Here is a 24,737-nt window from a genome sequence, read left to right on the forward strand (position 1 = left end):
AACAACAACGCCTCCATACGGAGGCGTTGTTTTACATCAGCCAGGCTTATTCGCCGGAGCGATCGCCACGACGGGAGAAATCACCCCCGGTGCGTGGGCGACGGTCGCCACCAAAGCGGTCATCGCGACGCGGTTGGTTGAAGCCACCTTCACGACGTGCGCCGCCTTCACGGTTAAAACCACCTTCGCGATTGCCGAAGTCACGCTTCTCGCCGTAGCCGCCTTCACGCTTACCGTAGCCGCCGCGGTTCTCACGCGGAGCTGCATCGCGGTTAAAGCCACCTTCGCGGTTACCGTATTCGCGGTTACCGTATTCGCGATTGCCGGTTTCACGATTGCCGAAATCGCGCTTTTCGCCCTGGCCGGCATCGCGGTTGAAACGGTTTTCGCGCGGTGCGCCATCACGGTTGAAACCGCCTTCGCGCTGACCATCACGGTTGTTGCGATAGCCGCCTTCCGGACGCGGACGATTTTCAAAGCTGCGTTGCTGGCCGTTTTCGCCCAGATTGCCTTCGCGACGATCGCGGAAATAGTTGTTTTCGCGCGGAGCGTGCTCACGGTTTTCGTTGTTATGGCGCGGTGCGCTGTCACGATTGCCATAGCCTTGACGGTCACCGCCTTGACGCGGGCGATCACCGAAGGAGCGGCCGCCGCTTGGGCGACGGTCATCGGTACGGCGCTGGTTCGGCTGGAAGCGCGACTCCAGGCCTTCCAGGGTCATGGTTTCGAAGTTGACTTGATAGCGCTTCTTGATGCGGGTCAGCAACACGAAGTCGTTACGAGTCACCAGCGAAATGGCGCGACCAGAGCGACCGGCACGGCCAGTACGGCCAATGCGGTGGATGTAATCTTCAGAGAAGCGCGGCAGATCAAAGTTGATCACCTGACCAATACCTGCCACGTCGATACCACGAGCAGCCACGTCGGTCGCGACCAACATGTCGATCTCGCCACGGCGCAGCTTGTCCAGCACCTTGCGGCGGCTGCGTTGCGGCAGGTCACCGTGCATGGCATCAGCCTTCAGGCCAGCGACACGCAGCCAGTCAGCAATGCCATCGGCATCAGCTTTGGTGGCGGTAAAGATGATCGACTGAGTGCCAGCGGCAGCTTCAGCCAGTGCAGCGGTCAGCTTGAGCTTGTGCTCGTAGCCGTCGGCATAGTGCACGGATTGTTCGACGTTGGCGGTCGGCAGGCCTTGCGGGGCCAGTTCCACCTTGCGCGGGTCACGCAGCATCGGACGGGCAAATTCCTGCACGGTTTCCGACAGCGTGGCAGAGAACAGTGCGGTCTGACGTTCTTGCGGCAGTTCGGCAACAATGGCTTCGATGTCATCAATGAAGCCCATGTCCAGCATGCGGTCGGCTTCATCCAGCACCAGCAATTCCAGGCGACGGAAATCAATGCGGCCACTGCGCATCAGATCCATCAGGCGGCCCGGAGTGGCGACGACGATTTCAACCGGCTGAGCCAGTTGCTTGTGTTGTACCGGATAAGGAACGCCACCCACCAGGCTCACCACCTTGCAACGCGGAATGCGGCGACTGAAAGCCATGGCGACCTTGGAGACCTGTTCAGCCAGTTCGCGAGTCGGGGTCAATACCAGAACGCGCGGACCTTTGCCGTGATGCTTGGGCGGGCGGGCCAGACGATTCAGTGCCGGCAGCAAGAATGCTGCGGTCTTGCCGGTACCCGTCTGGGCGGATGCCATCAGATCGTGGCCTTCCAGCAAAACAGGAATAGCAGCGGCTTGTACGGGGGTCGGGTTGTGCAGGCCTTGAGAGGTCAGTTCTTGCACAATTTCGGCAGCAAGGCCGAGCGACGAGAAAGAGGTGTCCTGATCCTGAGCCGGATCATGGGCTACGTGCGACATGATTGTTTCCTGGTTACGGTTGGCCGGCTACTTAAGGGCCGGCGAGCATCGACCTAACCAAAAAGACAACCGCAATCAAACATCGAACGCAGGGCGGCAGAAGGTCAGGGGGCGATGAAATTTCAAGCGGGATTACGTTATCCCGAGGCGAAGGGCAAGACTATATAGATATTTTGTAGGCGCCGCAACAAAATATACGGATTTTTCTTAATTTGTCGGTAACAAAACTACATTTTTGCCTGCAAACAAGCCCCGTGCCCATTTGACCGGTTATCGCGGAGTTACCCGCGGCTTGATTGTTGCTGGTTCATCTTTGCCGACGCCCACCGGAACAACCCCGGATGCGGGCAATGCCGCCAGATATTCCCGCAATACCCGTTGTTCAATACGCGCTCTTTGTCCCAGCGGCACCGGCAATTGCAAATGCAGGTTAACCGCTTCACGATCATCGAGTGAAATACGTACGCGCGGTTCGGTGGGCGGTGTGTCTACTGCATAGTTGCGCTCGAGTTCTCGCACATGCATGGCCAGGTCAGCCGCATATTCTTCAATGACGGCAGCGCCAGCGTTCAGTAGCGCAGATTCAGCCAGGTGCCAATCCTCACCCCGATTCAACGCAATGTGAATGCTCTGCAAAACGTACGCACCCAGCATGGTTTCGTTGTAGACCGGCGCGGACAGGAACATGGAGTTAGGAATGACAACGCCGCGCCCGACGGTTCCTTTATTAGGGAGCGCAGCGGACGATTCAATTAACGTGGTATTCAAAAGATTCATGTCAATCACCCGACCACGAATCTGCCCGATTTCGATGCGGTCACCCACCTCAAACGCGCGACTGGTCGTGCGGTAAATCGACCCCAGCACGCACATGATGATTTCTTTGGTGCCGATGACGATAGCCGCAGCTATGGCGACCAGCGATACGGCAAAGGCCTCGATTTCGTGCCCCCAGATCACCACAGTGCCCAGCACAAACAGAATCAGCGAGGCGTTGCGCGAATAAACCAGCAGCCGGCGCTTGTCTTCGGGCTGCAGCTTTGTTCGGCGCAAGATGGCACGGCGCACCAGCGAGTGCGCAAACAAGAGAAGAACAATCAGTCCGAGCGAAATGAAAAGATCACGCAGGAAGGCGACGTCTGTGATGGTCGAAATCAGGTCTTTGAGCATGCAGAAAGCCAGGAAGGGACAACAAGGCGATTGTAGCAGGGTGCTTTGATTTGCCGCGCGAATACCACGCTTGTCCGATACCGGTGGCAAGGCGTCAACCCAAATCCTGCCAGAGTTGCAGCTTGACTTATATCAGTGCGGTTGGTGGAATCGGCTTTTCGCAAGGCAGGAGCACGTCGATGAACTGGGTCTGGCTAGCTATCGCTATCGTGGCGGAAGTCATTGCAACCTCCGCGCTGAAAGCTGCAGATGGATTTTCGAAATGGGTGCCCTCCGTCATAGTTGTAGTGGGCTACGCCGTGGCATTTTATTGTCTGGCGCTGACCTTGCGCAGCATTCCGGTTGGCATTGTCTATGCCATCTGGTCGGGCGTCGGCATTGTGCTCATCTCGCTGGTTGGGTATTTCGTGTATCGGCAAGCACTGGATCTGCCTGCGATAATCGGGCTTGGCCTGATTGTGGCCGGCGTCGCCGTGATCAATGTCTGTTCTCACTCCAGCGTTCATTAGTTCGTTAGTTCTGCCAGAGTATTCGCGCCCGACCTGACAACAGAAGGCGCAACCTTGTTCCAGCGCTTGCCGTGTACAGTCCGGCATGCGCTGCATCCGCTTGTTACAAACCGTCGGCACAAACACTGCCAGACTGTTTGAAGAACCGAAAATCCGGACAACACCGGAGGAGGCACCATGATCAATTCAAGTCTGCTGCGCTGGCTACTGGCTGCGCTGCTGACGTGCCTGCCGTTAAGTGCCCTGGCCGCATCAGGCCAGGTGGCAGCGATGGGCGGCCTTGTGACAGCCGCACACCCGGACGGCAAGACCAACGTATTGCACAAGGGCGACGACATCAACAAGGGTGATGTCATCGCCACTGGTGCCAATAGCTGGGTCGTCCTCAAAATGGAGGACGGTGCCAGCCTGACCCTGCGCCCCAACGGCAAACTTCGCATCATTGACTATGTTTACGATCCGGATAACCCGCAAAATGGCCGTAGCTGGCTATCGTTGCTGCAGGGCGCCATGCGGTCGGTGACGGGTGCCATTGGCAAACTTAACCATGATAGCTATCAACTGACCACGCCCACGGCAACCATCGGCATCCGCGGCACTGATTACGATGTAGATGTCCTACCGCCCGGCAACGATCAGGGCCTGGCGCCAGGCACCTACCACACGGTTCATACAGGTGGCACGACGATCCGCGGCAAGGATGGCAGCGCCGTCAACGTGTCTCCGAAGCAGGACGTGTTTACGGGGGAGAGTGCGCCTCGACCACGCAGAATGAAGGCGCGCCAGGACAGCATGTGGGCCAGTATCGCCAACTTTGATTTCAAAGAAAAAATCAACGGCGTGCTGGATGGCATTCATAAACGCGTCCATGGCGGCTATACGCTTAATCCGCAGTCATTAACACGCGGACGCGATCAGGTCATGCGCTATCTGGATGCGCACCCGGAAGAAACCTCCCGCCGGGCATTACATGAAGCCCGCGGCAAACAAGGTGCACCGGAAGCGGCCATGCAAACCCATCCGCAATACAACAAGTGGCAGCCAGGCAAGCCCTTGCCGCCCGTAAGAGAACGCAGTCGCTCGCACCAGAGCGCTGAACACAAACAAAACCGCGAATAAGCGGCATACCCGCAGTCATGAATAAACGGGTCAGCAAGACCCGTTTATTTTTGTGGGGACACACCAAACAAGGGATTGAGACAGCATGAAACAGATTGATCGACATCAACTTGCCGTTTTGGCTGCAAGCGCCGCAGCATCGCCGCGTTTGCGCGCCAACCACAACTTGCACCCGGAACTGGCTGACCCGATCCAGCGACTGGCCATTGCCATGGAGCCGGGCACTTACGTGCGGCCGCATCGCCACCCCCACACCTGGGAATTACTGTTCCCGTTGCAAGGACGCTTTCTGGTGCTGCACTTTGATGAGGCTGGCGTGGTTGTCGATCGAGCAGTTCTGGGCGAAGAATCCGCCATTCTGGAGACACCCGCTGGCACATGGCATGCCGTCTTGTCGCTGGATGAAGGTGGCGTGATCTTCGAAGTCAAGCACGGCCCGTACATGCCGATTGCCGCTGAAGACTACACAACGTGGTCACCTGCAGAGGGTGAGGCTACGGTTGCAGACTTGATGGCCTGGTACGCCGTAGCGCAAATTGGCGACCGCTTTCCCGACATGGCCGCTTAAGCCTAGCCTTTCTCGATAAAGCCATCGCCGGCAGGCTCGGCGGTCACACTGTTTTGCCCATAGACACTGGCCGGCGTGGCGGCAGGGCGTCCCTGAGCGCCATCTTCCTTTTGCGGGGCGATGCGGTTTTCTATCTGCAAGCGCCGCAGCCACACCTGTGTGGAGGTTTCTGCCACCAGGCGCACGATTGGCGGCGGAGTGGGGGTTGCCGCCTCGGTCTCGACAATAACGTCTTCCGATTCATCTTCTGCATCACTTGAAGACTGGCCGTTGTAGCGGGGCGGATTGAATCTGGCTTGTGGCGCGCCAGGTTTTGCGCGGATCGCGGTGAGCTGCGTAATGCTCGCCGCGCGGCCGCTGCCACGTGGTTCGATCATCATGGAAGCACTCCGGTTGGATGGTGTTCATCATCCGGATTACGCGCTTTTGATGCTGTGAACTGTTGCGGCCAATCAAACGTAAATATTCAATATTTCACGCCAAGTCACTGACGGGCTTCATTTTTTGAAAGCCAATTTGCGCGCGCAGTTACAGCGCAGCCATGCGTCGCTTCATCTCGTCCTCAGAGACGTCTTCCACGTGCGTGGCCAGGTGCCAGTCGTACCCGTCCGGATCGGTCACAGAGCCAGATCGGTCACCATAAAACTGCGTTTCCACCGGGCGGGTCAGCTTTGCCCCTAACGCGATCGCCCTGGCGACGGTGGCGTCTACATCAGGCACGTACAGGACAATGCTCAATGGGCAGCCGCCGACCCGCAATGGGCTACGCGCGCCCATCTCCAGGTTTTCATCTGCCAGCATCACAACCGCGCCGTTAATAACCAGTTCGGCGTGGCGAACCTTGCCTGTGGCGTCGGGCATGCGCAGGCGCTCCGTGGCGTCAAATGCCGCCTTGTAAAACGCAATGGCCTCCGCAGCATTGTTACTGATGAGATAGGGCGTAATGGCCTGGTAACCATCCGGAATGGGTTTGACTGAACTCATGACGAATCTCCGTAATCATCAGGCAAAACTGATTGATTGCACCAAAATGTGGCGTAACGGTTTTGTACTGCACCAAAAACACGCTAGACAAAATACGCTCGCTTATGCGGTTTTTCTGTTCTGCCAAAACAGATGAAAATAAAAAATCTTTATTTATCAAAAGAATATCAATGTTTCTAAATGTGATGGTGACCGTTTGGCCCTAACGGGCATGCCACTTGCATTGGCAGAGACCAACGAGAGGTGCGACGTGTTCGCATCGTCTTACAGGAAAGCTAGGGTTCCGGTCCCCACGGGGATGAACTACTGGTCCGAGAGCTTTCCGGCCCTTCCATCACAACGTGATGACTGGCCAGCAAGACCTCACGTAGCAGTGCAGGGCTTGTTGAACTGCCAGGGGCTCCACGGCGGGACAAAAGCCCGGGAGGTCGCGACAGATACAGTGTATGCGCACATTGTCTGCCCGCCTCTCGTACCCGAATTGTCCAAGAGGAGCCTTGCCATGTTTGCCCGCCAAGCTGTCCGCCGTACCCTCTGTCGTCTTGCTGCCATTTCTTTTGTGATGTTGTCCGCCTGGTCGCCACTGGCGCGTGCCGAGGTCAAAGTCGGCGTCTCTGACTGGCCGGGTTGGGTGGCCTGGTACGTGGCCGAGCAAAACGGCTACTTCAAGAAATATGGCGCGGACGTCAAGCTCGTCTGGTTTGCCAACTACACCGACTCTATCTCCGCGTTATCGAGTGGCCAGCTGGATGCCAACTCCCAAACCTGGTCCGACACCATGGCGCCCTTGGCCAAGGGCGTGCCGGTCAAAGCCGTTCTGGTTAACGACAATTCGTTTGGGAATGACGCACTCATGGTCGGTCCCGGCATTAAATCTTTTGCGGACCTCAAGGGTAAAACCATCGCGCTTGAGCAATACAGCATCTCGCACTTTGTTCTGGTGACGGCGCTGGAAAAGCACGGGATGTCGCTCAAAGATGTGAAGCTGACGAATCTTTCTGCGGGTGATGCCGCTGCGGCCTTCATGGCCGGCCGGGTAGATGCTGCAGTGGTGTGGAACCCTTGGGTTAACACCATCCAGACTTCGGGCAAGGGTCATGCGCTTTTCACCTCGAAAGACATGCCCGGGCTGATCCCGGATCTGCTGGTCGCCCAGGACAAAGCCATCCAGTCCAAGCGCAAGGAACTGGTTGGCATGATCAAGGCCTGGTATGACGCGCAAGCCTACATCAGCGCGCACCCGGATGAGGCCTCAAAGATCATGTCCAAAGTGGTCAGCATGAAACCGGACGAATACAAAGCCTTCTTGCCGGGCACCCGGTTCTTTACTGCCAAAGACAACGCGGACGCTTTCAATCCGGCCAGCCCCACTTCTCTGGCAGCGGTCGCGCCCACCATCAACAAGTTCTTGCTGGAAAACAAACTGGTCGATGGCAAGCCTGACTTCACCAAAGGGCTGGATGGCTCGCTGGTCAAGGAAGCGGCCAAGTGATGCAAGGTGCGGGCTTGCCGCCCGCACTGGTGCAACCCCATGCCACACAAGGAGAAACGCCCATGTCTGCACCTGAAACCATTCCGGCACCTCATGTCGCCGGCATGACATCAGCACCTCGGCGCAGCACGTTCTGGGCCATCCGCGGCCAACTTGGGCGTCGGCAATATGCACTCATCGCGCTAACCGGGCTGCTATTGCCACTCGTGGTATGGTGGGCGCTTTCTGCCACCCAGTGGGTGTCGCCGGTTTTCCTGCCCGGCCCCATGCAGGTCGCAGAGCGGTTAGCGCAATGGTGGACTGACGACAACCTGGGTACGGACATGGCCATTAGCGCCTGGCGTGTTTGCGCCGGCTGGGCGTTATCGCTGGTTGTGGCGCTTCCGCTGGGTTTGTTGATCGGTACGTTTCGCCCCGTAAAAGCATTGCTCGAGCCCTTGACCGACTTTATTCGCTACATGCCAGCCGTCGCCTTTGTGCCGCTGATCATGCTGTGGGTCGGGATTGATGAAGGCGCCAAGGTAGCGGTCATTTTTATCGGCACGTTTTTCCAGATGGTACTGATGGTGGCCGAGGATGTGCGTCGCGTGCCGGATGCACAAATCGAGGCCGCGCAAACGATGGGCGCCACCCGCAGTGAAATCATCCGGCTGGTGATTATTCCATCCGCCAAGCCGGCGCTACTCGACACGCTGCGCATCACCATGGGTTGGGCCTGGACGTATCTGGTTGTTGCCGAACTGGTGGCTGCCAATTCTGGCGTAGGTTTTGCCATTCTCAAGGCACAACGTTTTTTGCAGACCGACAAGATTTTCGGCGGCATTTTGTTGATTGGGGCGATGGGTCTGGTCATTGATCAGATGTTTCGTCTGGTGCATCGACTTGCATTTCCCTGGCTGGCCAAGAGGTAAACACACATGCCACAGAAGATCGAAATACGGGACGTCAACAAGGTATTTGGTAATGGCGCACATGCCGTACAAGCCCTGCAGGATGCAAATCTCAATATCGGCGATAACGAATTCATCACCTTTGTGGGCGCTTCTGGCTGCGGCAAATCCACGCTATTGCGCATGATTGGCGGACTGGAAACACCCACTAGCGGTCAGATTGCCGTGGATGGTCGCGTTATCGATGGCCCGGGTGCGGATCGAGCCATGGTGTTCCAGCACTACAGTCTGTACCCCTGGCTAAACGTCATGGACAACATCAAATTCAGCCGACGCCTGGCGGTGAACCAGCAAAACCGCACCAGTGCCGATGTTGAGCAAGCCAGCGGGCGCGCCGATGCCTTGCTGAGTTTGATGGGCCTGACCGCTGCCGCAAAAAAATATCCGGCGCAGTTGTCCGGCGGCATGCAGCAACGCGTGGCCATTGCGCGGGCACTGATGAGCAAGCCCCGTATCTTGCTGATGGATGAGCCCTTTGGCGCACTGGATGCCCAAACGCGCGAAGTGATGCATGACTTGATCTGCCACGTGCGACGCCTGGAGAAAGTCACCATCGTCTTCGTCACACATGACGTGGAGGAAGCCATTTACCTTGGCGACCGTGTCGTGCTGATGGCACCGCGCCCAGGGCGCATCGACTCGCTTTATCACGTTCCACTGCCGTTTGCGCGCAACCAGGACATGAAGCTCGCGCCCGAATTTCTGCGCCTCAAGCGCGAAATCCTGGATCGCATTCGCGATACCGCCGGGGTGAAAACCGATCTGGAACAACTGCAAAAACTGTCTGGCGCCACTGCCTGAATGACCTCGCAAGGAGCATGGACATGAATGATTTTTCTCGCATACCCGCCAATCCGCCAGCAGCCAGCCCGGTGGATGCGCCGGAGTTCTGGCGCAATTTCGCCGCAGACCTGCCGCAAGACAAAGTAATGTGGTCTGAAATCATGCCGGGCGGCGCGCACTGGTCTGGCGTCATGCCGCGCGGCAGCAGTCTGCGTTTCGTGATGCTGGAGGCCGGTGCCAACTTGTCATTGGTGCTGTACAGCGCAAAAGAAAAACTGGAGCGCTACAGCATGCCGGATTCACTCAAGGCCCAGCACACTGCGCATTACACGCGTGGGCATGTCTTCATGAGCGACATGGGGCGTTCGCTGGCCTCTATCACCGCAGACACGCTCGGTTGGCATGACCCGTTGGGCGCCTTGCTGGACGCGCAAACCTGCCAGCACAAATATGGCGATCGTGACTTTGAAACCGCCCGCAACGCGATGCACCGCAATGGCAAAGATGGGCTATTGATCGAAATCGGCAAGTACGGGCTGACCAAGCGGGATTTGATCCCGCCGGTCAATCTGTTCAGCAAGGTTGCCGTGGACCCCCAGGGCCGATTCGTGTTCATGCCGAACCATGGCAAGGCTGGCGATTACGTTGAATTGCGGTTCGATATGGATACGTTGATTGCGTATTCCAGCGCCCCACACCCGCTGGACCCGCGCACTGAGTACGCGCCAGCAAAAATCGGGTTGGTGGCATGGCACTCCGGCAGTGCGCCCAAAGAGGACTATTGCCGGCAGTTCCGCCCGGAAAACGCTCGCGCCTTGCATAACGCCGACATGCAATACCTTGTCTGACTGAAGGAACGGATATGACCGTCATCGAAAACGAAGTACTCGCAACGGCCGCCGCATTTCGCATCCAGGAAAGCGCGCTTGATCCACGCGTCGCCGTACTCGACCATCACCAACCCGCGGGCGAGCCCTGGTTGCATGAGGTCAAAAAGGGACAGACGCTGCGAATCGTTGATCTGGAAGGCAATCAGGCTGCGGACGTCTTGTTCTACAACCGTCACGATATCAGCGAGCATTACAGCGCCACGGAAACCATGCTGCGCCAGGGCGGCATTTACCTGACTACTGGTACTACGCTGTATTCGTGCGACGCCAACCCCATGTTGACCATTGTCGCGGACACCTGCGGGCGCCATGACACGCTGGGCGGCGCTTGCGCGGCCGAAAGCAATACCGTCCGGTACGCACTTCAAAAAAAATACATGCACTCCTGCCGGGATAATTACTTGCTGGCCATGCAGCATGCCGATATTGGCCTGAACAAGCGCGACCTTGTACCCAATATCAATTTCTTCATGAATGTGCCCGTCACCGAAACCGGTGATCTCAAGTTTGATGATGGTGTTTCCGGCCCAGGCAAATATGTGGAGCTGCGCGCCGAAATGGATGTCTGGGTGTTGATCTCCAATTGCCCGCAACTTAACAATCCTTGTAACGCATGGAACCCGACCCCGATCCAGTTGCTGATCTGGGACTGATCTGACTCACCACTGCATAGCCACTTTGCACACCGGGACGACCCGGCGCTGCACGCCTCTCCGCGGGACGACCCGCACGCCGTCAAGGGCGCCATCATGTTCAGCAAGGTTCTGATTGCCAATCGCGGCGAAATCGCCTGCCGCATTATCCGCACACTGAAAAAACTGGGCATCGCCTCGGTGGCGGTGTACTCCGAAGCCGATCGCCACGCACAACACGTCCACATGGCCGATGAGGCCATCTGCATCGGGCCTGCGCCAGCCGCCCAAAGCTATTTGCTGAGCGACACCATTTTGTCTGCCGCCCGCCAGACCGGCGCGCAGGCCATCCATCCGGGTTACGGCTTTTTGTCTGAAAACGCGGCATTTGCTGAAGCTTGCGCTGCCAGCGGCATTACATTCATCGGCCCCAGGCCGGCACATATGCGCGCCTTTGGCCTCAAGCACACAGCGCGTGAGCTGGCACAGCAAAATCATATTCCGCTCCTGCCCGGTACCGGCCTGCTGGCTGATGTCAGTGCCGCGCGCAGTGCTGCAGCAAACATTGGCTATCCGGTCATGCTCAAGAGTACAGCGGGTGGTGGTGGTATTGGCATGCAGCTGTGCCGGGATGAAACACAGCTGGCTGAAGCCTGGCAAACGGTAGAGCGGCTCTCGAAAAACAACTTCAAGGATGGTGGCATTTATCTGGAAAAATTTGTCGAATATGCCCGACATCTTGAAGTGCAGATATTTGGCAGCAGTGACGGCACAATCATTCATTTGGGCGAGCGGGACTGCTCCACGCAGCGTCGCAATCAGAAAGTCATTGAAGAAACCCCGGCACCGCACTTGAGTGATGAGCAACGGAAAAACCTGTGCGATACCGCAGTGCGGCTGGTTGCGTCGGTGGGGTATCAATCTGCCGGCACCGTCGAGTTTGTGTACGACACGCAATCAGGTGAGTTTTACTTTCTGGAGGTCAATACCCGTTTGCAAGTTGAGCACGGAGTGACCGAGTTGGTGACCGGGGTTGATCTGGTTGAGTGGATGCTGCAGGCCGCCGCAAACGAGGGCCCGGATCTGGCGGCATATACGCACCGGCCGCAGGGCGCCGCCATGCAAGTGCGGGTGTACGCGGAAGACGCCAACAAGCAGTTCCAGCCTTCTGCAGGGCTATTGACCGAGGTGCACTTTGGCGAAGGCGCACGCGTCGATAGCTGGGTAGAGCGGGGCACGGATGTCCCTGCTTTTTATGACCCGTTACTGGCCAAAGTACTGACTCATGGCGCTGATCGGGCCGACACGCTAGCACGCATGCAGTCCACACTGGCGCAAACCCGACTGGACGGCATCGAAACCAACCTGGAATACCTGCGCCAGATACTGGCTGATGCCACATTCAGCCAAGGGCGCCAGATTACGCGCTATCTCTCCACGTTTGCTTATTCTCCCAATACCCTGGATGTGCTGGATGCCGGCGTGCAAAGCAGCATCCAGGATTACCCCGGACGCACCGGCTATTGGCATATTGGCGTCCCACCCTCCGGTCCGATGGATAGCCGTGCCATGCGCCTGGCAAACAAACTGGTCGGCAACGCAGAAGGTGCTGCCGCACTCGAATTCACCGTCACGGGGCCAACGCTGCGCTTCAATTGCGCCACCGTTATTGCGCTTACCGGGGCCGCCATGCGCGCCACCCTCAATGGTCAGGCGTTGCCGCAATGGCAAGCGGTCTCCGTGCAAAGCGGCGATCAACTGGTTGTGGGTGCCATTGAAGGGGACGGGTGCCGCAGTTATCTGGCTGTAGCGGGCGGATTTGACGTGCCAGACTATCTGGGCAGCAAATCCACGTTCACGCTGGGACAATTTGGCGGGCACGGCGGACGCACCTTGCGGGCAGGGGACGTCTTGCATCTGGGTACGGCGCGTGGCGTGCCGATGGCCATGCAAACCGGGGCTGCGCCGCAATATGCTCCACACTGGGAGATCGGGGTCCTGTATGGCCCGCATGGCGCGCCGGACTTCTTTACCGAGGCTGACGTCGAGATGTTCTTCAGTACCGACTGGGAGGTGCATTACAACTCCAGCCGTACTGGTGTGCGGCTCATTGGCCCCAAGCCGCAATGGGCACGTACCGACGGCGGCGAAGCGGGGCTGCACCCGTCCAATATCCACGATAACGCCTATGCCATCGGCGCCATCGACTTTACCGGCGACATGCCCGTCATTCTCGGCCCGGATGGCCCCAGCCTCGGGGGCTTTGTCTGCCCGGCTGTGATTGTGCAGGCCGAACTGTGGAAAATGGGGCAATTGCGCCCAGGCAATACCGTCCGTTTCAAGCGCATTAGCCAGGTCGATGCTGCTGCGCTTGAAGCCTCACTGGAGGCATCAATCGAACGACTGGATAGACCCGTAGCGGTGCATCTCACCGAAACACAACACGAACCCATTGTGCTGGATCTACCTGCCTCCGCAGATCGCCCAGCGCTCGTGTGTCGTCAAGCCGGAGACAAATACCTGCTGGTTGAATACGGCCCGCTAGTACTCGACCTTGATCTGCGGTTTCGTGTGCAAGCGCTGTATAACGCGTTCGAGATCACCCAACTACCCGGCGTGATCGATCTGACGCCAGGCATCCGGTCGCTACAAATTCATTATGACAGCCGCGTTTTGCCCTTGGCGCAACTGTTGGCGCACGTTCAGGCCGCGGAAGCCGCATTGCCGTCGATTGACGAGATGACCGTACCCTCACGCATCGTGCACTTGCCACTCAGTTGGGATGACCCCGCCACACGACTGGCTATCGAAAAATACATGCAGTCCGTGCGGCCGGATGCGCCATGGTGCCCCAGCAATATTGAATTCATTCGCCGCATTAACGGGCTTGAAAGCATTGAAGACGTCAAGCGGATCGTCTTTGATGCCAGCTATCTGGTCATGGGGCTCGGGGATGTTTACCTGGGCGCGCCGGTTGCCACACCACTGGATCCACGCCACCGGCTGGTGACCACCAAATACAACCCGGCCAGAACATGGACACCAGAAAACGCCGTGGGTATCGGTGGCGCCTATATGTGCGTGTATGGCATGGAGGGGCCAGGAGGTTATCAATTTGTTGGCCGCACGATCCAGATGTGGAATCGGCACAAGACGACGCGGGATTTTGTCGCTGGCAAGCCATGGCTTCTGCGCTTTTTTGACCAGATCCGCTTTTACCCGGTCAGTGCCGAAGAATTGCTCACACTGCGGGAAGACTTTTTGCAAGGGCGGTTTGAAATCAAGATTGAACAGACCGAATTCCGGCTTGGTGATTACAACCGCTTCCTGGCGCAGAACGCAAACAGCATTTCGACCTTCAAGGCCACCCAGCAGGCTGCATTCGACGCCGAACGGGCGCATTGGGAAGCCACGGGTGCCAACAACTACAGCATGGATCAGGCCAACAGTACAGGCGGCCCTGAAGAAGACGAGTTGCCGGACGGCGCGCGTGGCATTCCCAGCCAGGTTGCCGGCAATGTCTGGCAAGTACCAGTCAAGGAGGGGGACGTCGTGGCTGCAGGTGATGTCATCATGGTGGTTGAATCCATGAAAATGGAAATCAATGTGACTGCGCCGGCGTCGGGCACCGTACTCAAGGTGTTATGTCAGTCCGGCACGCCAGTGAGCGCCGGGCAAAATCTATTGGTAATCCAGCCAGAGGAAACCGTAGCGGCCTGATGGGTCAGGCGGCGTCAGGCTGATTATCTGGCGCCGCCCTGGTAAACGCAGGCAGGGTTTGGCAATGCGCTTCGATGGCAACGGCACGCGGGCATGCGCTGAGATCGCAATCAAAACGACGGGCATTGAACAACTGTGGAATCAGACAGCAATCCGCCATAGTGGGTTGGTCGCCACAGCAAAAGAGCGCATCGGGTTTTTTCGCCAGATGCGCCTCAAACGCACTCAGACCCAGTTGAACCCAGTGCCGGTACCACGCCTGCCTGGCCGCGTCAGCCAACCCCAATCCGGATTGCAGATACTGCACTACACGCAGATTGTTAACGGGATGAATATCGCAGGCAATCAATAACGCCAGCGCGCGTACCTGAGCACGTGCTGCCGGGCCGGCAGGCAGCAGCGATGGGCTCGGCACCAACTCCTCAAGGTATTCGATGATGGCGAGTGATTGCGTCAGAACAAGGTCGCCGTGACGCAATGCAGGCACCAGCCCCTCTGGATTGATGGCCAGATAATCCGCCGTATGCTGGTCGCCTCCATTTTTCAAAAGATGAACTGGCTCAATGCGATAGGGAATGTTCTTCAAGTTCAGCGCGATGCGGACGCGGTAAGCGGCTGAACTCCGAAAATAGGAATAAAGCACCAGATCATCGGTCATCATGTCTCTCGCATTCAGGGCAATGGCGGCAGCAATGTGCCACTACACACACCAAAGCCAATACTGACCGCACCGTTGGCCTGGCAGCGCCCGCGCAAGGAAACTTCATCGCCATCTTGCAAGAAGGTGCGGACCTCACCATTCGCAAGGGTGAGGGGTTGTTGCCCGCCACGGGTGAGCTCCAGCAGTGAGCCCGCCTCATGGGATTGCGGGCCAGACTGCGTACCACTGCCCAGCAAGTCGCCGGCCCGGAGGTTGCAACCGTTGACCGTGTGATGCGCCACCATCTGGGCAATACTCCAGTACGATTGCTCAAACCGCGATCGGCCCAGGCATTGGGCCGGCAAGCCTGCGCGACGCATTTCAGCCGTCCGGATGCCAACCTCAAGCGAGATGCCCATCGCGCCCGTATCTCTGTGCAAGGGCGAATCCAGGTAGGCCATGGGTTGTGGATCACCTTCAGCGCGCGTCCAGGGCTGACGAAATGGCACCAATGCTTCTAGCGTGATCACCCAGGGCGAAATGGTGGTGGCGAAATTCTTGGCCAGAAACGGGCCGAGTGGCTGGTACTCCCAGGCCTGGATATCGCGTGCTGACCAGTCATTCAACAAACAAAGCCCGAACACATGTTGATCCACCTGATCGAGTGCAATGCGTTGACCAGGCGCGTTGCCTTTGCCGATAAACACACCTAGCTCCAGTTCATAATCCATGCGTGCGGCAGGGCCAAATACAGGCTCCGTAGCACCGGCCGGAAAAGTCTGACCTAGTGGCCGCACGAATTGCTGACCAGAAACGCCAATGGACGATACTCGCCCGTGATAGCCGATTGGCACCCATTTGTAGTTGGGCAACAAAGGGTTGTCGGGGCGAAACAGGGCGCCGACGTGTGTGGCGTGATGGATGGACGTATAAAAATCCGTGTAGTCACCAATATGCGCAGGCAGTGCATATTCCACAGCGGATTGCGCTACCAGCGCATCCATCAATACGTACGCGCAGGCGGAGCCTTCGCGCAAGGCGCGTGACAACCCCAGTCGCAGCGCAGACCAGGCCGGTAAACCCAGGCTCATCAAGTCGTTGAGCGTGCTTTGGCGGCAGGCCGCCAGTAGTGATGATTCTTTCAGATCGGGCAGCCCATCAACACACAACGCGTGCGTGAGGTCGAGCACCTGATCGCCTATTGCTACGCCAATCCGCCACACCTCAGCGCTACCAACCCTGCGAAACACCGCGAAGGGGAGATTCTGCAAAGGAAAATCCGTGAGAGGGTCATTGGCGGAGGCAATCCAGCTACGCAAGGCCGGGTCGTGGGTTTCGTTGATCTGAAGCATGTCTTAGCCTTGCGGGTGAGTGCCGCCGACGAAGCGACTGTGAACGCCTGACCAGCAATCCAGGTAGTCTGTTTGTCGCAGCGGTCCGTCCAGCGCGTAGTCGGTCAGCAGCATGGGCAGGCGCGTCTCAAACATGAACGCCATGGTGTCGGTCAGATAGTCCGGCCTGGTGGTGTTCGCCTGCAAAGCTCGCTCAATCGTGGCGACATCCGGGCCGTGGCCGGTCATGCATGGGTGCAGACTGGCGCCACCGGGGACAAAGCCACTGGCTTTGGCATCGTATTTACCGTGAATCAACCCCATGAACTCACTGGCTACGTTGCGATGAAACCAGGGTGGGCGGAACGTATCTTGCGCGACCAGCACACGCGGTGGAAAAACCACGAAATCGATATGGTCGACGCCGGGTGTATCAGATGGGGCTTGCAATACCAGGAAAATAGATGGGTCAGGGTGGTCAAAACTGACTGAACCCAACGCATTGAAGCGGCGCAGGTCGTACTTGTATGGCGCATGGTTGCCGTGCCAGGCCACGACATCGAACGGAGAATGACCCAGTTCGCCTTGCCACAATTGCCCGAGGTAGCGGGTAATCAATTGTGTCGGTGTGGCGCAATCTTCAAACCAGGCCACGGGATGAAGAAAATCCCGCGCAGCTGCGAGGCCATTGGCACCAATAACACCGAGATCCGGCAAGCGAAACGGCGCGCCAAAGTTCTCGCAAACATATCCGCGCGCGCTGGTCTCAAGCAGGTCAACCCGAAAGCGGATGCCGCGCGGGATGACGACGATTTCCTGAGGTTCGACATCCAGCAAGCCCAGCTCTGTCACCACACGCAACGCACCTTGCTGCGGCACTATCAGCATTTCTGCATCCGCGTTGCAAAAGACTCTGCCCGCCATTGACCGGGTGCAGGCATACAAGTGCACGCCAAAACCATGCTGTAGCGCCGCACTACCATTGCCCGCCATGGTCACCAGTCCATCTACAAAATCAACCGGTGAGGTGGGGAGCGGCAATGGATTCCAGCGCATGGGCTCTGGTGGCGTGTCAGACCGTAATTCAGCGGTAAAACGGGGTTGAACATACGGTTGCGAACAAGCCTGACCGGCGCTGGGTCGAATCCGGTACAGCCAGGTGCGCCGATTCTGGTGACGCGGCGCTGTAAATGCCGTACCCGAAATCTGTTCGGCGTAAAGCCCGTAAGGACAATGCTGCGGCGAGTTGTGCTGTGGCAGCGCGCCGGGCAGGGCTTCGCTTTGCAATTCGTTGCCAAAGCCTGCCAGGTAATGCAGATCGCCGGTCATGAGCATTGCCATCAGATCACGCCGCGGCGGCGCTGATCTTCTTCAATGGAATCAAACAGTGCTTTGAAATTACCCTCGCCAAAGCCTTCATTGCCCTTGCGCTGAATGATTTCAAAGAACAGCGGGCCGATCACGGTGTCGGTGAAAATCTGGAGCAACAGGTCTTCGTGACCGGTTTTATCCATGGGTTCGCCATCAACCAGAATGCGGTTGCGTTGCAGTCGCGCCATGTCTTGATGATGATCCGGCAGGCGGCCCGGCAGTTGTTCGTAATACGTATCTGGCGTGTCCAGGAAGCGAATACCGTTGTCACGCAATTGCTCTACGGCTGCGTAGATATCGGCACTGGCCAGCGCGATGTGCTGAATGCCTTCGCCGTGATGCAACCGCAAATATTCCGCAATCTGGCTCTTGTCATCGGCCGATTCATTGATCGGAATGCGGATACGCCCACAGGGGCTGGTCATGGCGCGCGAATGCAGGCCCGTAGACTTGCCCTTGATGTCGAAATAACGAATCTCGCGGAAATTGAAGTAGTCCGCGTAGAAGTTGGCCCACAAGTCCATGTGTCCGCGCTCGACATTGTGGGTCAAGTGGTCGATCTCAGTCAGGCCGGCACCCGATGGATGCTGGTCTACGCCGGCAATGGGGCGAAAGTCCACGTCGTAAATCGTCTGCTGGCCGTAACGATCCACGAGGTAGACGAGCGCACCGCCAATGCCTTCAATGGCCGGAATCTGCAACTCCATCGGTCCTGCGCCGGACTCGACCAGCCTGGCGCCTTTCTTTTTGAGTTCTTCGACCGCAAAGGCCGCATCTTTGACGCGCAATGCAAAAGCGTTGGCGCTGGGCCCATGCGTGGCGGTAAAGCGCGAAGCCTGACTGGCGGGCTCGGCATTCAAAATGAAATTGATATCACCCTGACGATACAGCGTGACGTGCTTGCGACGGTGCTTTGCGATGGCGGTAAAGCCCAGTTGTTCAAACAGGGTAGCTAGCGCGGCAGGATTGCTTGAAGCGTATTCAACAAATTCGAAGCCATCCGTGTTGAGCGGGTTTTCCCACATTGCGTTGCCTCCAGGGTGTTTGGTGCCGGCTTGTTGTGCGTCAGCTTGTGGCTACGTCTTGCCGGTCGGACATGCATTTCATTTCACCTTGTGCCCGTCTATTATTCAAACGAATAATTTCAATCAATTATCAAGAAAAACTCATGAATATTACTTTGCGGCAATTGCGGGCATTTCTGGCCGTTGCACATCATGGCGGGTTCACCGAAGCCGCGCGTGAGCTTAATCTGACGCAATCTGCACTAAGTTTGCTGGTGAAGGATCTTGAAACCGAGATCGGCTTCAAGTTGTTTGATCGCACCACCCGGCGCGTGGCGTTGTCTCAGCCCGGAGCGGAGTTTTTGCCTGCGGCCCGGCAAATTTTTGATGACCTGCAAAGTGCCGTTCGCAGCGCATCTGATCTGGCCACACTGGAAAAAGGCCAGGTGCGCGCCTGTGCGCCGCAGATTCTTGCCTGTACCTTGCTGGCGCCAGTGATCGCCCGTTATCAGCGGGAGCACCCCAAGGTGCAACTCAAACTCGTCGACACATTGCTGGAAGACATGCTGGATCAGGTGGTCAGTGGCGAGGTCGATTTTGCCATCGGCCCGGATCGAAAAAACGATGCACATCTCACGCGCACACCCTTGTTTGGCAGTCCGTTTGCAGCGTGGTGCAGGGCAGACCACCCATTGGCGGTGCAACGGCACATCACCTGGAGTGATCTGCAGCAGTGGCCTTTGATTATCATGGAAAGCGACTTCTCATCACGTCTGCTGCCAGAGTTGCAGGACGCACACCCGGGACTGCAACTTACGCCAGCGTGGACGGTCGCCTATGTCACATCCGGTTTGGGGCTGGCCGGCGCGGGGCTGGGTATTGTGATCGCGCCGGATTACGTAGCGCCGCTGGCCGGCGCGTTTCAGTTGCAGCGCATCGCGCTGGTAGAACCGGCATTGTCGCGAGAAATTTCTGTCTATCGACGGCCAGACCGGTCCTTGTCGCCAGCCGCAGCGAGATTTCTGGATGTTCTGAACGAAATAGTCGCCGGCCATCCGTAGCATGCCTGCGCAAATTTCACCTGTTTTTGTGACTTGCCGCAATATTTTTCGAATTCAAAAAATATGGATGATATTCAATTGGTTGCAGTTGTTTTTGAATGTTGATTCAATCAAGTACGCCACGCAATTCAATGCATGGCGTACTTGATTGCAGGTACCGCACAACGATCACGCAGGCTGCAACAGCCCCCGCAACACGTAGGGCAAAATCCCGCCGTGCTTGTAGTACTCAACCTCAATTGGGGTGTCGATACGACACAGCACACTGATTGCCTCTTTGCGACCATCCTTGCGAGTGATTTGCAGCTTCAGGTCTTGCTGTGGCTTCAGGTGCTCGTCCACCCCCAGTACGTCAAACGTTTCATCGCCAACAAGTTTCAGGCTTTCAGCCGAATCCGTGCCTTTGAATTGCAAGGGTAGAACGCCCATGCCAACCAGATTGCTACGGTGAATGCGTTCGAAGCTCTTGGCGACCACGGCCTTCACGCCCAGCAACAGCGTTCCCTTGGCCGCCCAGTCACGACTGGAACCGGTGCCATATTCCTCGCCAGCAAAGACAATGGTCGGGATGTGGTGTGACAGGTAATGCCGGGCGGCTTCATAAACGGTGGTTTGCTGACCGTCGACCAGCGTGAATCCGCCCTCAACCCGCCCGCCATCCGCTTTGGGCGGAAGCATCATGTTCTTCACCCGCACGTTGGCAAAGGTGCCACGGATCATGACGTCATGATTGCCGCGCCGAGAGCCGTAACTATTGAAGTCCGGCCGGTTAACGCCATGTGCAACCAGATACTGGCCGGCTGGTGTTTTCTCGCCAAATGAACCCGCCGGGCTGATATGGTCGGTAGTGACCGAATCGCCCAGGATGAGCAAGGCTTTAGCGCCATTCACGTCACCAATGCCGCTGGGTGTCATGGAGAAATGCTCAAAAAACGGTGGCCGGGCGATGTAGGTGGAGTCAGGCCAGTTGTAAACCTGACCTTCGGGCGCAGGGATCGCATTCCATAGGTCCAGATCTTTCGTAAAATCACTATACAGTCGGCGAAACACATCCGGGTCCAGCGCATATTTCAGCAAGCTGGCGACTTCTTCGCTACCCGGCCAGATGTCTTTCAAATAGACCGGGTTGCCATCTTTGCCGTTACCTAGGGGTTCGTGGGTGAGATCGATATTCACCCGGCCGGCAATGGCAAATGCCACCACGAGTGGCGGGCTGGCAAGGTAATTGGCGCGGATATTGGGGTGGATGCGTGCCTCGAAATTGCGGTTGCCCGATAGCACTGCCGCCGCTATGACATCATTTTTGGTGATCGCCTCATTGAATTCGGGCGCCAGGTCGCCCGCATTGCCAATGCAGGTTGTACAGCCGTAGCCTGCCAGCGCAAAGCCCAGTTGCGCCAACGGCTCCAGGAGTCTGGCCCTGGTCAGATACTCGGTGACCACGCGCGAACCCGGCGCAAGGCTGGTTTTGATGTGCGGATCAACGCCCAGGCCCTTTTCGACCGCCTTTTTGGCAAGCAAACCCGCCGCCAGCAAGACACCCGGATTGGAGGTGTTGGTGCAACTGGTGATGGCCGCAATCAGCACATCCCCGTTACCCAGGTCAGTACGTGCATGCGGAGGCACTATCCGGCTGGATGTCGGGTGATTGCCGATCATCTCTGCCTTGTTGGCTTCCGAGCCAGCCTCGTCCAGCAGGTTGTCAGCAGCAGGGCTGGCGGATACGAAACCAAGGCCGATGCGGCGCTTCAGGTCATCCTCCGTCTTGCCAAAGCCGTTTTCCGCGACCGGTGCTACAAAGAGCGCCTCAAACTTCTTTTTCATATCAGGCAATGCGATCCGGTCTTGCGGGCGCTTGGGCCCGGCCAGACTGGGCGTGACGTCATGCAGGTTCAGTTTGACCACCCGGGTGTAATCGATCTGCCCGTGCAGGGGCACACCAAATAAACCCTGTGCTTTGAAATAGGCTTCAAAGGTGGCAATTTCCTGTTCGGTTCGACCCGTACCCTTGAGATAAGCAATGGTTTTCTCATCAACGGGAAAGAACCCCATGGTTGCACCGTACTCTGGCGCCATATTGCCAATAGTGGCCCGGTCTACAACCGACAGACTGGCAGTGCCTTCGCCAAAGAACTCGACAAATTTGCCAACCACTTTTTCTTTGCGCAGTAACTCGGTGACAGTCAGCACCAGATCCGTCGCCGTGACGCCCTCATGTAACTTGCCGGATAGTTCTACGCCAATCACATCTGGTGTGAGGAAGTAAACCGGCTGACCCAGCATGCCCGCCTCGGCCTCAATACCGCCTACGCCCCAGCCCACCACACCAACGCCATTGATCATGGTGGTGTGGCTGTCCGTGCCAACAAGCGTGTCGGGATAAACCAGGCCGTCTTTGATCTGCACGCCGCGGAACAGGTATTCCAGGTTCACCTGATGCACGATACCAATGCCGGGTGGCACCACCTTGAACGTATCAAACGCTTGCATGCCCCACTTCATGAACTGGTAGCGCTCAGTGTTGCGCTTGAACTCCATTTCCATATTCAGACGTAGTGCATTGGGCGTGCCGTAGTAGTCGACCTGCACGGAGTGATCAACCACCAGATCCACTGGCACCAGGGGCTCGATCACCTTGGGGTCTTTGCCCAGTTTGTCTGCAACGTTGCGCATGGCGGCCAGGTCAGCCAGCAATGGCACACCAGTAAAGTCTTGCAGCACGACACGCGCTACCACAAAAGGGATTTCCTCAGTGCGCTGCGCGGTCGGGCCCCAATTGGCTAACTGCCGGACGTGTTCTGGCGTGATTTTTTGGTCATCGCAATTGCGCAAGACGGATTCCAGTACGACGCGAATCGATACGGGGAGGCGGCTGATCGGGCCAATACCAGCACTTTCCAGGGCCGGCAGGCTGTAATACTGCAATTGGCGGCCATCCATGGTTTTTAGGGACTTGAGCGTGTGATGCAGGTCATGCGGCATGAGAAAACTCCAGGGGCAGCAGGCACAGCGCCAGTACGAATGCGACCGTCATTTATGCTGCAGGTTCGACGTGGTTACAAACCATCTTTGTCGATGCCGCCGCAAAACCCAAGCCCTGACCGGCAACCCGGCCAGATGACCGAGCAGACAGAACGCCTGATGATCAATAACGACCCGCGCCCACGGGTGTTTCGGCCTCAAGGTCGGCCAGGCGGGTGGCCCATTCCTGCAGCCAGGCCTGTCGCTGCGTTTGATCCACCTTCGATGCGGAGTAGTAAATCTGTGGCCTGAGCACCTCAAAACCCACAAATTCCAGCATGCCGCGCTGGATCGGCCGCAATACGGCGTTGATATCACCGTTAGAGCCGTCCGGTTTGTAGGCGTCTGCGCCAGCGCCGGTGGTGACAGAAAGCAGCGCTCGCTTGCCCCGCAACATACCGTCTTCGTACATGTGGCCATAACCGTAGACGCTGCCCATGGCAAACACGCGATCCACCCAGCCCTTGAGAATGGCCGGCACGCTGAACCACCAGAGCGGAAACTGCCAGATCATCAGATCTGCCCACTTCAGTTTGGCAATCTCACTGGCCACGTCAGGGGCGAAACCTTCGTGTTCTGTGGCATGCATTTCTTCGAACTGCAGCTTGAGAAAGTCCGGATTCTTGACTGTGGTGAAATTGCGGCGACTGGAGACAGGGTCGAACTGCATGGCATACAGATCGCTGACTTTGACTTCGTGACCCAGTTCGGTCAGCGTTTTGACGGTGATGTCGCGCAGCGCACCATTGAAGCTATCGGCCTCCGGGTGGGCGTAAACCAGCAGGATTTTCATGATATTTCCTTTCTCTTGATTGGGTGACCTATCGCGCGCCCGATGCAAAAACGGGCGCGCGATTCGTTGTGGTTAGCGCGCGCCGCCATCGATATCGATCAGTGCGCCGGCCGTAAACCCGTTGGTGACCACAAATTCGATGGCTTGCGCCACTTCATCAGAGGTGCCCACGCGCCCGACATGCAGACCCTTCGCAATGCTGTCGAACAAACCGTTTTTGGCTTCTGGCGCAAAGTCGTCATACACCGGGGTGTCAATCAAGCCCGGGGAGATGACATTAACCCGGATCGGCGCCAGTTCCTTGGCTAGCGCCTGCCCCATCTGGGTGATTGCGCCATTGACTGCCGCCAGACCTGCAGTGCCTGCAATAGCGACGCGAGACGCCGCGCCTGCGAGCAGGGTGATCGATCCGTCCTTGCGCAGGTGTGGCAATGCTGCGCGGATGGAACGCCAATAGCCGAGCGCCTTTTGTTCAAACGCCTTGGCAAGTGCCGTGCCATCAATGTCGCGAATGGATCCCCATGCGGCACTGCTGGATGCGGTAATGATCAAGTGATCGATATGCCCCAGTGTGGCGAAGAGGCGTTTGAGGGATTCCTCGTCAGAGAAATCAACGGTATAAGCGCCGGCCTTGCCGTTGATGTGTTTCAGGGCGGCATCCAGCCTGGTCTGTGAACGGCCAGCGACAATCACTTCGGCGCCCAATAGGGCTAGCCGCTGCGCCGCTGCCAGACCCATTCCGTTGCTACCACCAATAATCAGAACACGTTGATTTTGCAGGTTTTCCATCATGACCTCCGGTGAGTGGCCCCGCGACTGGGGGAGTGAG

The 24,737-nt window shown here is 57.5% G+C and carries 21 protein-coding genes and 1 riboswitch; of the genes, 10 read left to right on the forward strand and 11 right to left on the reverse strand.

The annotated features are described in order from the left end of the window. Positions 1–46: 46 nt before the first annotated feature. Positions 47–1,870 (reverse strand): DEAD/DEAH box helicase, encoded by a 1,824-nt coding sequence (locus tag IEX44_RS00710; protein WP_188687708.1) that lies wholly within the window; start codon positions 1,868–1,870, stop codon positions 47–49. Between the two features lie 270 nt (positions 1,871–2,140). After that, entirely contained in the window at positions 2,141–3,040 is a 900-nt protein-coding gene (locus tag IEX44_RS00715) for a mechanosensitive ion channel family protein (RefSeq protein WP_188687710.1), read from the reverse strand. Positions 3,041–3,219: 179 nt separating this feature from the next. Between IEX44_RS00715 and IEX44_RS00720 the strand changes: the two genes are divergently transcribed. The 3 genes from IEX44_RS00720 (at position 3,220) to IEX44_RS00730 (ending at position 5,236) form a co-directional block, all read left to right on the forward strand. Further along, positions 3,220–3,549, forward strand: a complete 330-nt coding sequence (locus IEX44_RS00720) for a DMT family transporter (protein WP_188687711.1) — start codon at positions 3,220–3,222, stop codon at positions 3,547–3,549. A 177-nt stretch (positions 3,550–3,726) separates the two neighbouring features. Then, positions 3,727–4,668: a FecR domain-containing protein gene (locus tag IEX44_RS00725; RefSeq protein WP_188687713.1), complete on the forward strand. Its 942-nt coding sequence runs from the start codon at positions 3,727–3,729 to the stop codon at positions 4,666–4,668. An 85-nt stretch (positions 4,669–4,753) separates the two neighbouring features. Next, on the forward strand, positions 4,754–5,236 hold the full coding sequence (locus tag IEX44_RS00730) for a WbuC family cupin fold metalloprotein (protein WP_188687715.1): 483 nt from the start codon (positions 4,754–4,756) through the stop codon (positions 5,234–5,236). Positions 5,237–5,238: 2 nt separating this feature from the next. On the opposite strand, the gene IEX44_RS00735 is transcribed toward IEX44_RS00730, so the two are convergent. Beyond that, the gene (locus IEX44_RS00735; protein ID WP_188687717.1) at positions 5,239–5,616 is read right to left on the reverse strand and encodes a hypothetical protein; all 378 of its coding nucleotides are present in this window, start codon (positions 5,614–5,616) and stop codon (positions 5,239–5,241) included. A 148-nt stretch (positions 5,617–5,764) separates the two neighbouring features. Beyond that, the gene (locus IEX44_RS00740; RefSeq protein ID WP_188687719.1) at positions 5,765–6,220 is read right to left on the reverse strand and encodes a VOC family protein; all 456 of its coding nucleotides are present in this window, start codon (positions 6,218–6,220) and stop codon (positions 5,765–5,767) included. Positions 6,221–6,484: 264 nt separating this feature from the next. Beyond that, positions 6,485–6,649, forward strand: a riboswitch (guanidine-I (ykkC/yxkD leader). A gap of 73 nt (positions 6,650–6,722) precedes the next feature. Between IEX44_RS00740 and IEX44_RS00745 the strand changes: the two genes are divergently transcribed. The 6 genes from IEX44_RS00745 (at position 6,723) to uca (ending at position 14,687) form a co-directional block, all read left to right on the forward strand. Continuing rightward, positions 6,723–7,712 carry an ABC transporter substrate-binding protein gene (locus IEX44_RS00745; RefSeq protein ID WP_188687720.1) on the forward strand — a complete coding sequence of 330 codons (990 nt, stop codon included), beginning with the start codon at positions 6,723–6,725 and terminating at the stop codon, positions 7,710–7,712. Positions 7,713–7,774: 62 nt separating this feature from the next. Continuing rightward, positions 7,775–8,623, forward strand: coding sequence for an ABC transporter permease (locus IEX44_RS00750; protein WP_229678674.1), 849 nt, complete (start codon positions 7,775–7,777; stop codon positions 8,621–8,623). Between the two features lie 6 nt (positions 8,624–8,629). Then, positions 8,630–9,463, forward strand: a complete 834-nt coding sequence (locus tag IEX44_RS00755) for an ABC transporter ATP-binding protein (protein ID WP_188687723.1) — start codon at positions 8,630–8,632, stop codon at positions 9,461–9,463. Between the two features lie 23 nt (positions 9,464–9,486). After that, positions 9,487–10,293, forward strand: coding sequence for an urea amidolyase associated protein UAAP1 (locus tag IEX44_RS00760; RefSeq protein ID WP_188687725.1), 807 nt, complete (start codon positions 9,487–9,489; stop codon positions 10,291–10,293). A 14-nt stretch (positions 10,294–10,307) separates the two neighbouring features. Next, positions 10,308–10,988 (forward strand): urea amidolyase associated protein UAAP2, encoded by a 681-nt coding sequence (locus IEX44_RS00765; RefSeq protein ID WP_188687727.1) that lies wholly within the window; start codon positions 10,308–10,310, stop codon positions 10,986–10,988. 96 nt (positions 10,989–11,084) lie between these two features. Continuing rightward, positions 11,085–14,687 (forward strand): urea carboxylase, encoded by a 3,603-nt coding sequence (uca, locus tag IEX44_RS00770; RefSeq protein ID WP_188687729.1) that lies wholly within the window; start codon positions 11,085–11,087, stop codon positions 14,685–14,687. 4 nt (positions 14,688–14,691) lie between these two features. Here the strand turns inward: uca and maiA are convergent, their stop codons facing one another. The 4 genes from maiA to hppD are packed head-to-tail and all read right to left on the reverse strand — an operon-like array spanning position 14,692 to position 19,054. Beyond that, positions 14,692–15,345 carry a maleylacetoacetate isomerase gene (maiA, locus tag IEX44_RS00775; RefSeq protein ID WP_188690307.1) on the reverse strand — a complete coding sequence of 218 codons (654 nt, stop codon included), beginning with the start codon at positions 15,343–15,345 and terminating at the stop codon, positions 14,692–14,694. Between the two features lie 14 nt (positions 15,346–15,359). Next, positions 15,360–16,679 carry a fumarylacetoacetase gene (fahA, locus tag IEX44_RS00780; RefSeq protein ID WP_188687730.1) on the reverse strand — a complete coding sequence of 440 codons (1,320 nt, stop codon included), beginning with the start codon at positions 16,677–16,679 and terminating at the stop codon, positions 15,360–15,362. A 3-nt stretch (positions 16,680–16,682) separates the two neighbouring features. Next, positions 16,683–17,999 carry a homogentisate 1,2-dioxygenase gene (hmgA, locus tag IEX44_RS00785; protein ID WP_229678675.1) on the reverse strand — a complete coding sequence of 439 codons (1,317 nt, stop codon included), beginning with the start codon at positions 17,997–17,999 and terminating at the stop codon, positions 16,683–16,685. Continuing rightward, positions 17,999–19,054: a 4-hydroxyphenylpyruvate dioxygenase gene (gene hppD, locus IEX44_RS00790; RefSeq protein WP_188687732.1), complete on the reverse strand. Its 1,056-nt coding sequence runs from the start codon at positions 19,052–19,054 to the stop codon at positions 17,999–18,001. Before hppD ends, hmgA begins: the two co-directional genes overlap by 1 nt. Before the next feature lie 143 nt (positions 19,055–19,197). Here hppD and IEX44_RS00795 point away from each other — a divergent pair, with 143 nt between their 5' ends. Then, on the forward strand, positions 19,198–20,094 hold the full coding sequence (locus tag IEX44_RS00795; RefSeq protein ID WP_188687734.1) for a LysR family transcriptional regulator: 897 nt from the start codon (positions 19,198–19,200) through the stop codon (positions 20,092–20,094). A gap of 168 nt (positions 20,095–20,262) precedes the next feature. Here the strand turns inward: IEX44_RS00795 and acnA are convergent, their stop codons facing one another. From acnA to IEX44_RS00810, 3 genes are all read right to left on the reverse strand, one after another. Beyond that, entirely contained in the window at positions 20,263–23,076 is a 2,814-nt protein-coding gene (gene acnA / locus IEX44_RS00800; protein ID WP_188687736.1) for an aconitate hydratase AcnA, read from the reverse strand. Between the two features lie 163 nt (positions 23,077–23,239). After that, complete coding sequence (locus IEX44_RS00805) at positions 23,240–23,908, reverse strand: NAD(P)H-dependent oxidoreductase (RefSeq protein WP_188687738.1); 669 nt, start codon at positions 23,906–23,908, stop codon at positions 23,240–23,242. A gap of 72 nt (positions 23,909–23,980) precedes the next feature. Beyond that, entirely contained in the window at positions 23,981–24,697 is a 717-nt protein-coding gene (locus IEX44_RS00810) for an SDR family oxidoreductase (protein WP_188687739.1), read from the reverse strand. Between the last annotated feature and the right edge of the window lie 40 nt (positions 24,698–24,737).

Origin of the sequence: Silvimonas amylolytica, from assembly GCF_014645555.1 — a bacterium.
In the GTDB taxonomy this organism is placed as follows: domain Bacteria; phylum Pseudomonadota; class Gammaproteobacteria; order Burkholderiales; family Chitinibacteraceae; genus Silvimonas; species Silvimonas amylolytica.

What these genes read in the sequence shown, in the direction of transcription:
- IEX44_RS00710 (WP_188687708.1), bottom strand. Translation starts at nt 1,870, where the DNA reads ATGTCGCACGTAGCCCATGATCCGGCTCAGGATCAGGACACCTCTTTC.
- IEX44_RS00715 (WP_188687710.1), bottom strand. Translation starts at nt 3,040, where the DNA reads ATGCTCAAAGACCTGATTTCGACCATCACAGACGTCGCCTTCCTGCGT.
- IEX44_RS00720 (WP_188687711.1), top strand. Translation starts at nt 3,220, where the DNA reads ATGAACTGGGTCTGGCTAGCTATCGCTATCGTGGCGGAAGTCATTGCA.
- IEX44_RS00725 (WP_188687713.1), top strand. Translation starts at nt 3,727, where the DNA reads ATGATCAATTCAAGTCTGCTGCGCTGGCTACTGGCTGCGCTGCTGACG.
- IEX44_RS00730 (WP_188687715.1), top strand. Translation starts at nt 4,754, where the DNA reads ATGAAACAGATTGATCGACATCAACTTGCCGTTTTGGCTGCAAGCGCC.
- IEX44_RS00735 (WP_188687717.1), bottom strand. Translation starts at nt 5,616, where the DNA reads ATGATGATCGAACCACGTGGCAGCGGCCGCGCGGCGAGCATTACGCAG.
- IEX44_RS00740 (WP_188687719.1), bottom strand. Translation starts at nt 6,220, where the DNA reads ATGAGTTCAGTCAAACCCATTCCGGATGGTTACCAGGCCATTACGCCC.
- IEX44_RS00745 (WP_188687720.1), top strand. Translation starts at nt 6,723, where the DNA reads ATGTTTGCCCGCCAAGCTGTCCGCCGTACCCTCTGTCGTCTTGCTGCC.
- IEX44_RS00750 (WP_229678674.1), top strand. Translation starts at nt 7,775, where the DNA reads ATGTCTGCACCTGAAACCATTCCGGCACCTCATGTCGCCGGCATGACA.
- IEX44_RS00755 (WP_188687723.1), top strand. Translation starts at nt 8,630, where the DNA reads ATGCCACAGAAGATCGAAATACGGGACGTCAACAAGGTATTTGGTAAT.
- IEX44_RS00760 (WP_188687725.1), top strand. Translation starts at nt 9,487, where the DNA reads ATGAATGATTTTTCTCGCATACCCGCCAATCCGCCAGCAGCCAGCCCG.
- IEX44_RS00765 (WP_188687727.1), top strand. Translation starts at nt 10,308, where the DNA reads ATGACCGTCATCGAAAACGAAGTACTCGCAACGGCCGCCGCATTTCGC.
- uca (WP_188687729.1), top strand. Translation starts at nt 11,085, where the DNA reads ATGTTCAGCAAGGTTCTGATTGCCAATCGCGGCGAAATCGCCTGCCGC.
- maiA (WP_188690307.1), bottom strand. Translation starts at nt 15,345, where the DNA reads ATGACCGATGATCTGGTGCTTTATTCCTATTTTCGGAGTTCAGCCGCT.
- fahA (WP_188687730.1), bottom strand. Translation starts at nt 16,679, where the DNA reads ATGCTTCAGATCAACGAAACCCACGACCCGGCCTTGCGTAGCTGGATT.
- hmgA (WP_229678675.1), bottom strand. Translation starts at nt 17,999, where the DNA reads ATGGCAATGCTCATGACCGGCGATCTGCATTACCTGGCAGGCTTTGGC.
- hppD (WP_188687732.1), bottom strand. Translation starts at nt 19,054, where the DNA reads ATGTGGGAAAACCCGCTCAACACGGATGGCTTCGAATTTGTTGAATAC.
- IEX44_RS00795 (WP_188687734.1), top strand. Translation starts at nt 19,198, where the DNA reads ATGAATATTACTTTGCGGCAATTGCGGGCATTTCTGGCCGTTGCACAT.
- acnA (WP_188687736.1), bottom strand. Translation starts at nt 23,076, where the DNA reads ATGCCGCATGACCTGCATCACACGCTCAAGTCCCTAAAAACCATGGAT.
- IEX44_RS00805 (WP_188687738.1), bottom strand. Translation starts at nt 23,908, where the DNA reads ATGAAAATCCTGCTGGTTTACGCCCACCCGGAGGCCGATAGCTTCAAT.
- IEX44_RS00810 (WP_188687739.1), bottom strand. Translation starts at nt 24,697, where the DNA reads ATGGAAAACCTGCAAAATCAACGTGTTCTGATTATTGGTGGTAGCAAC.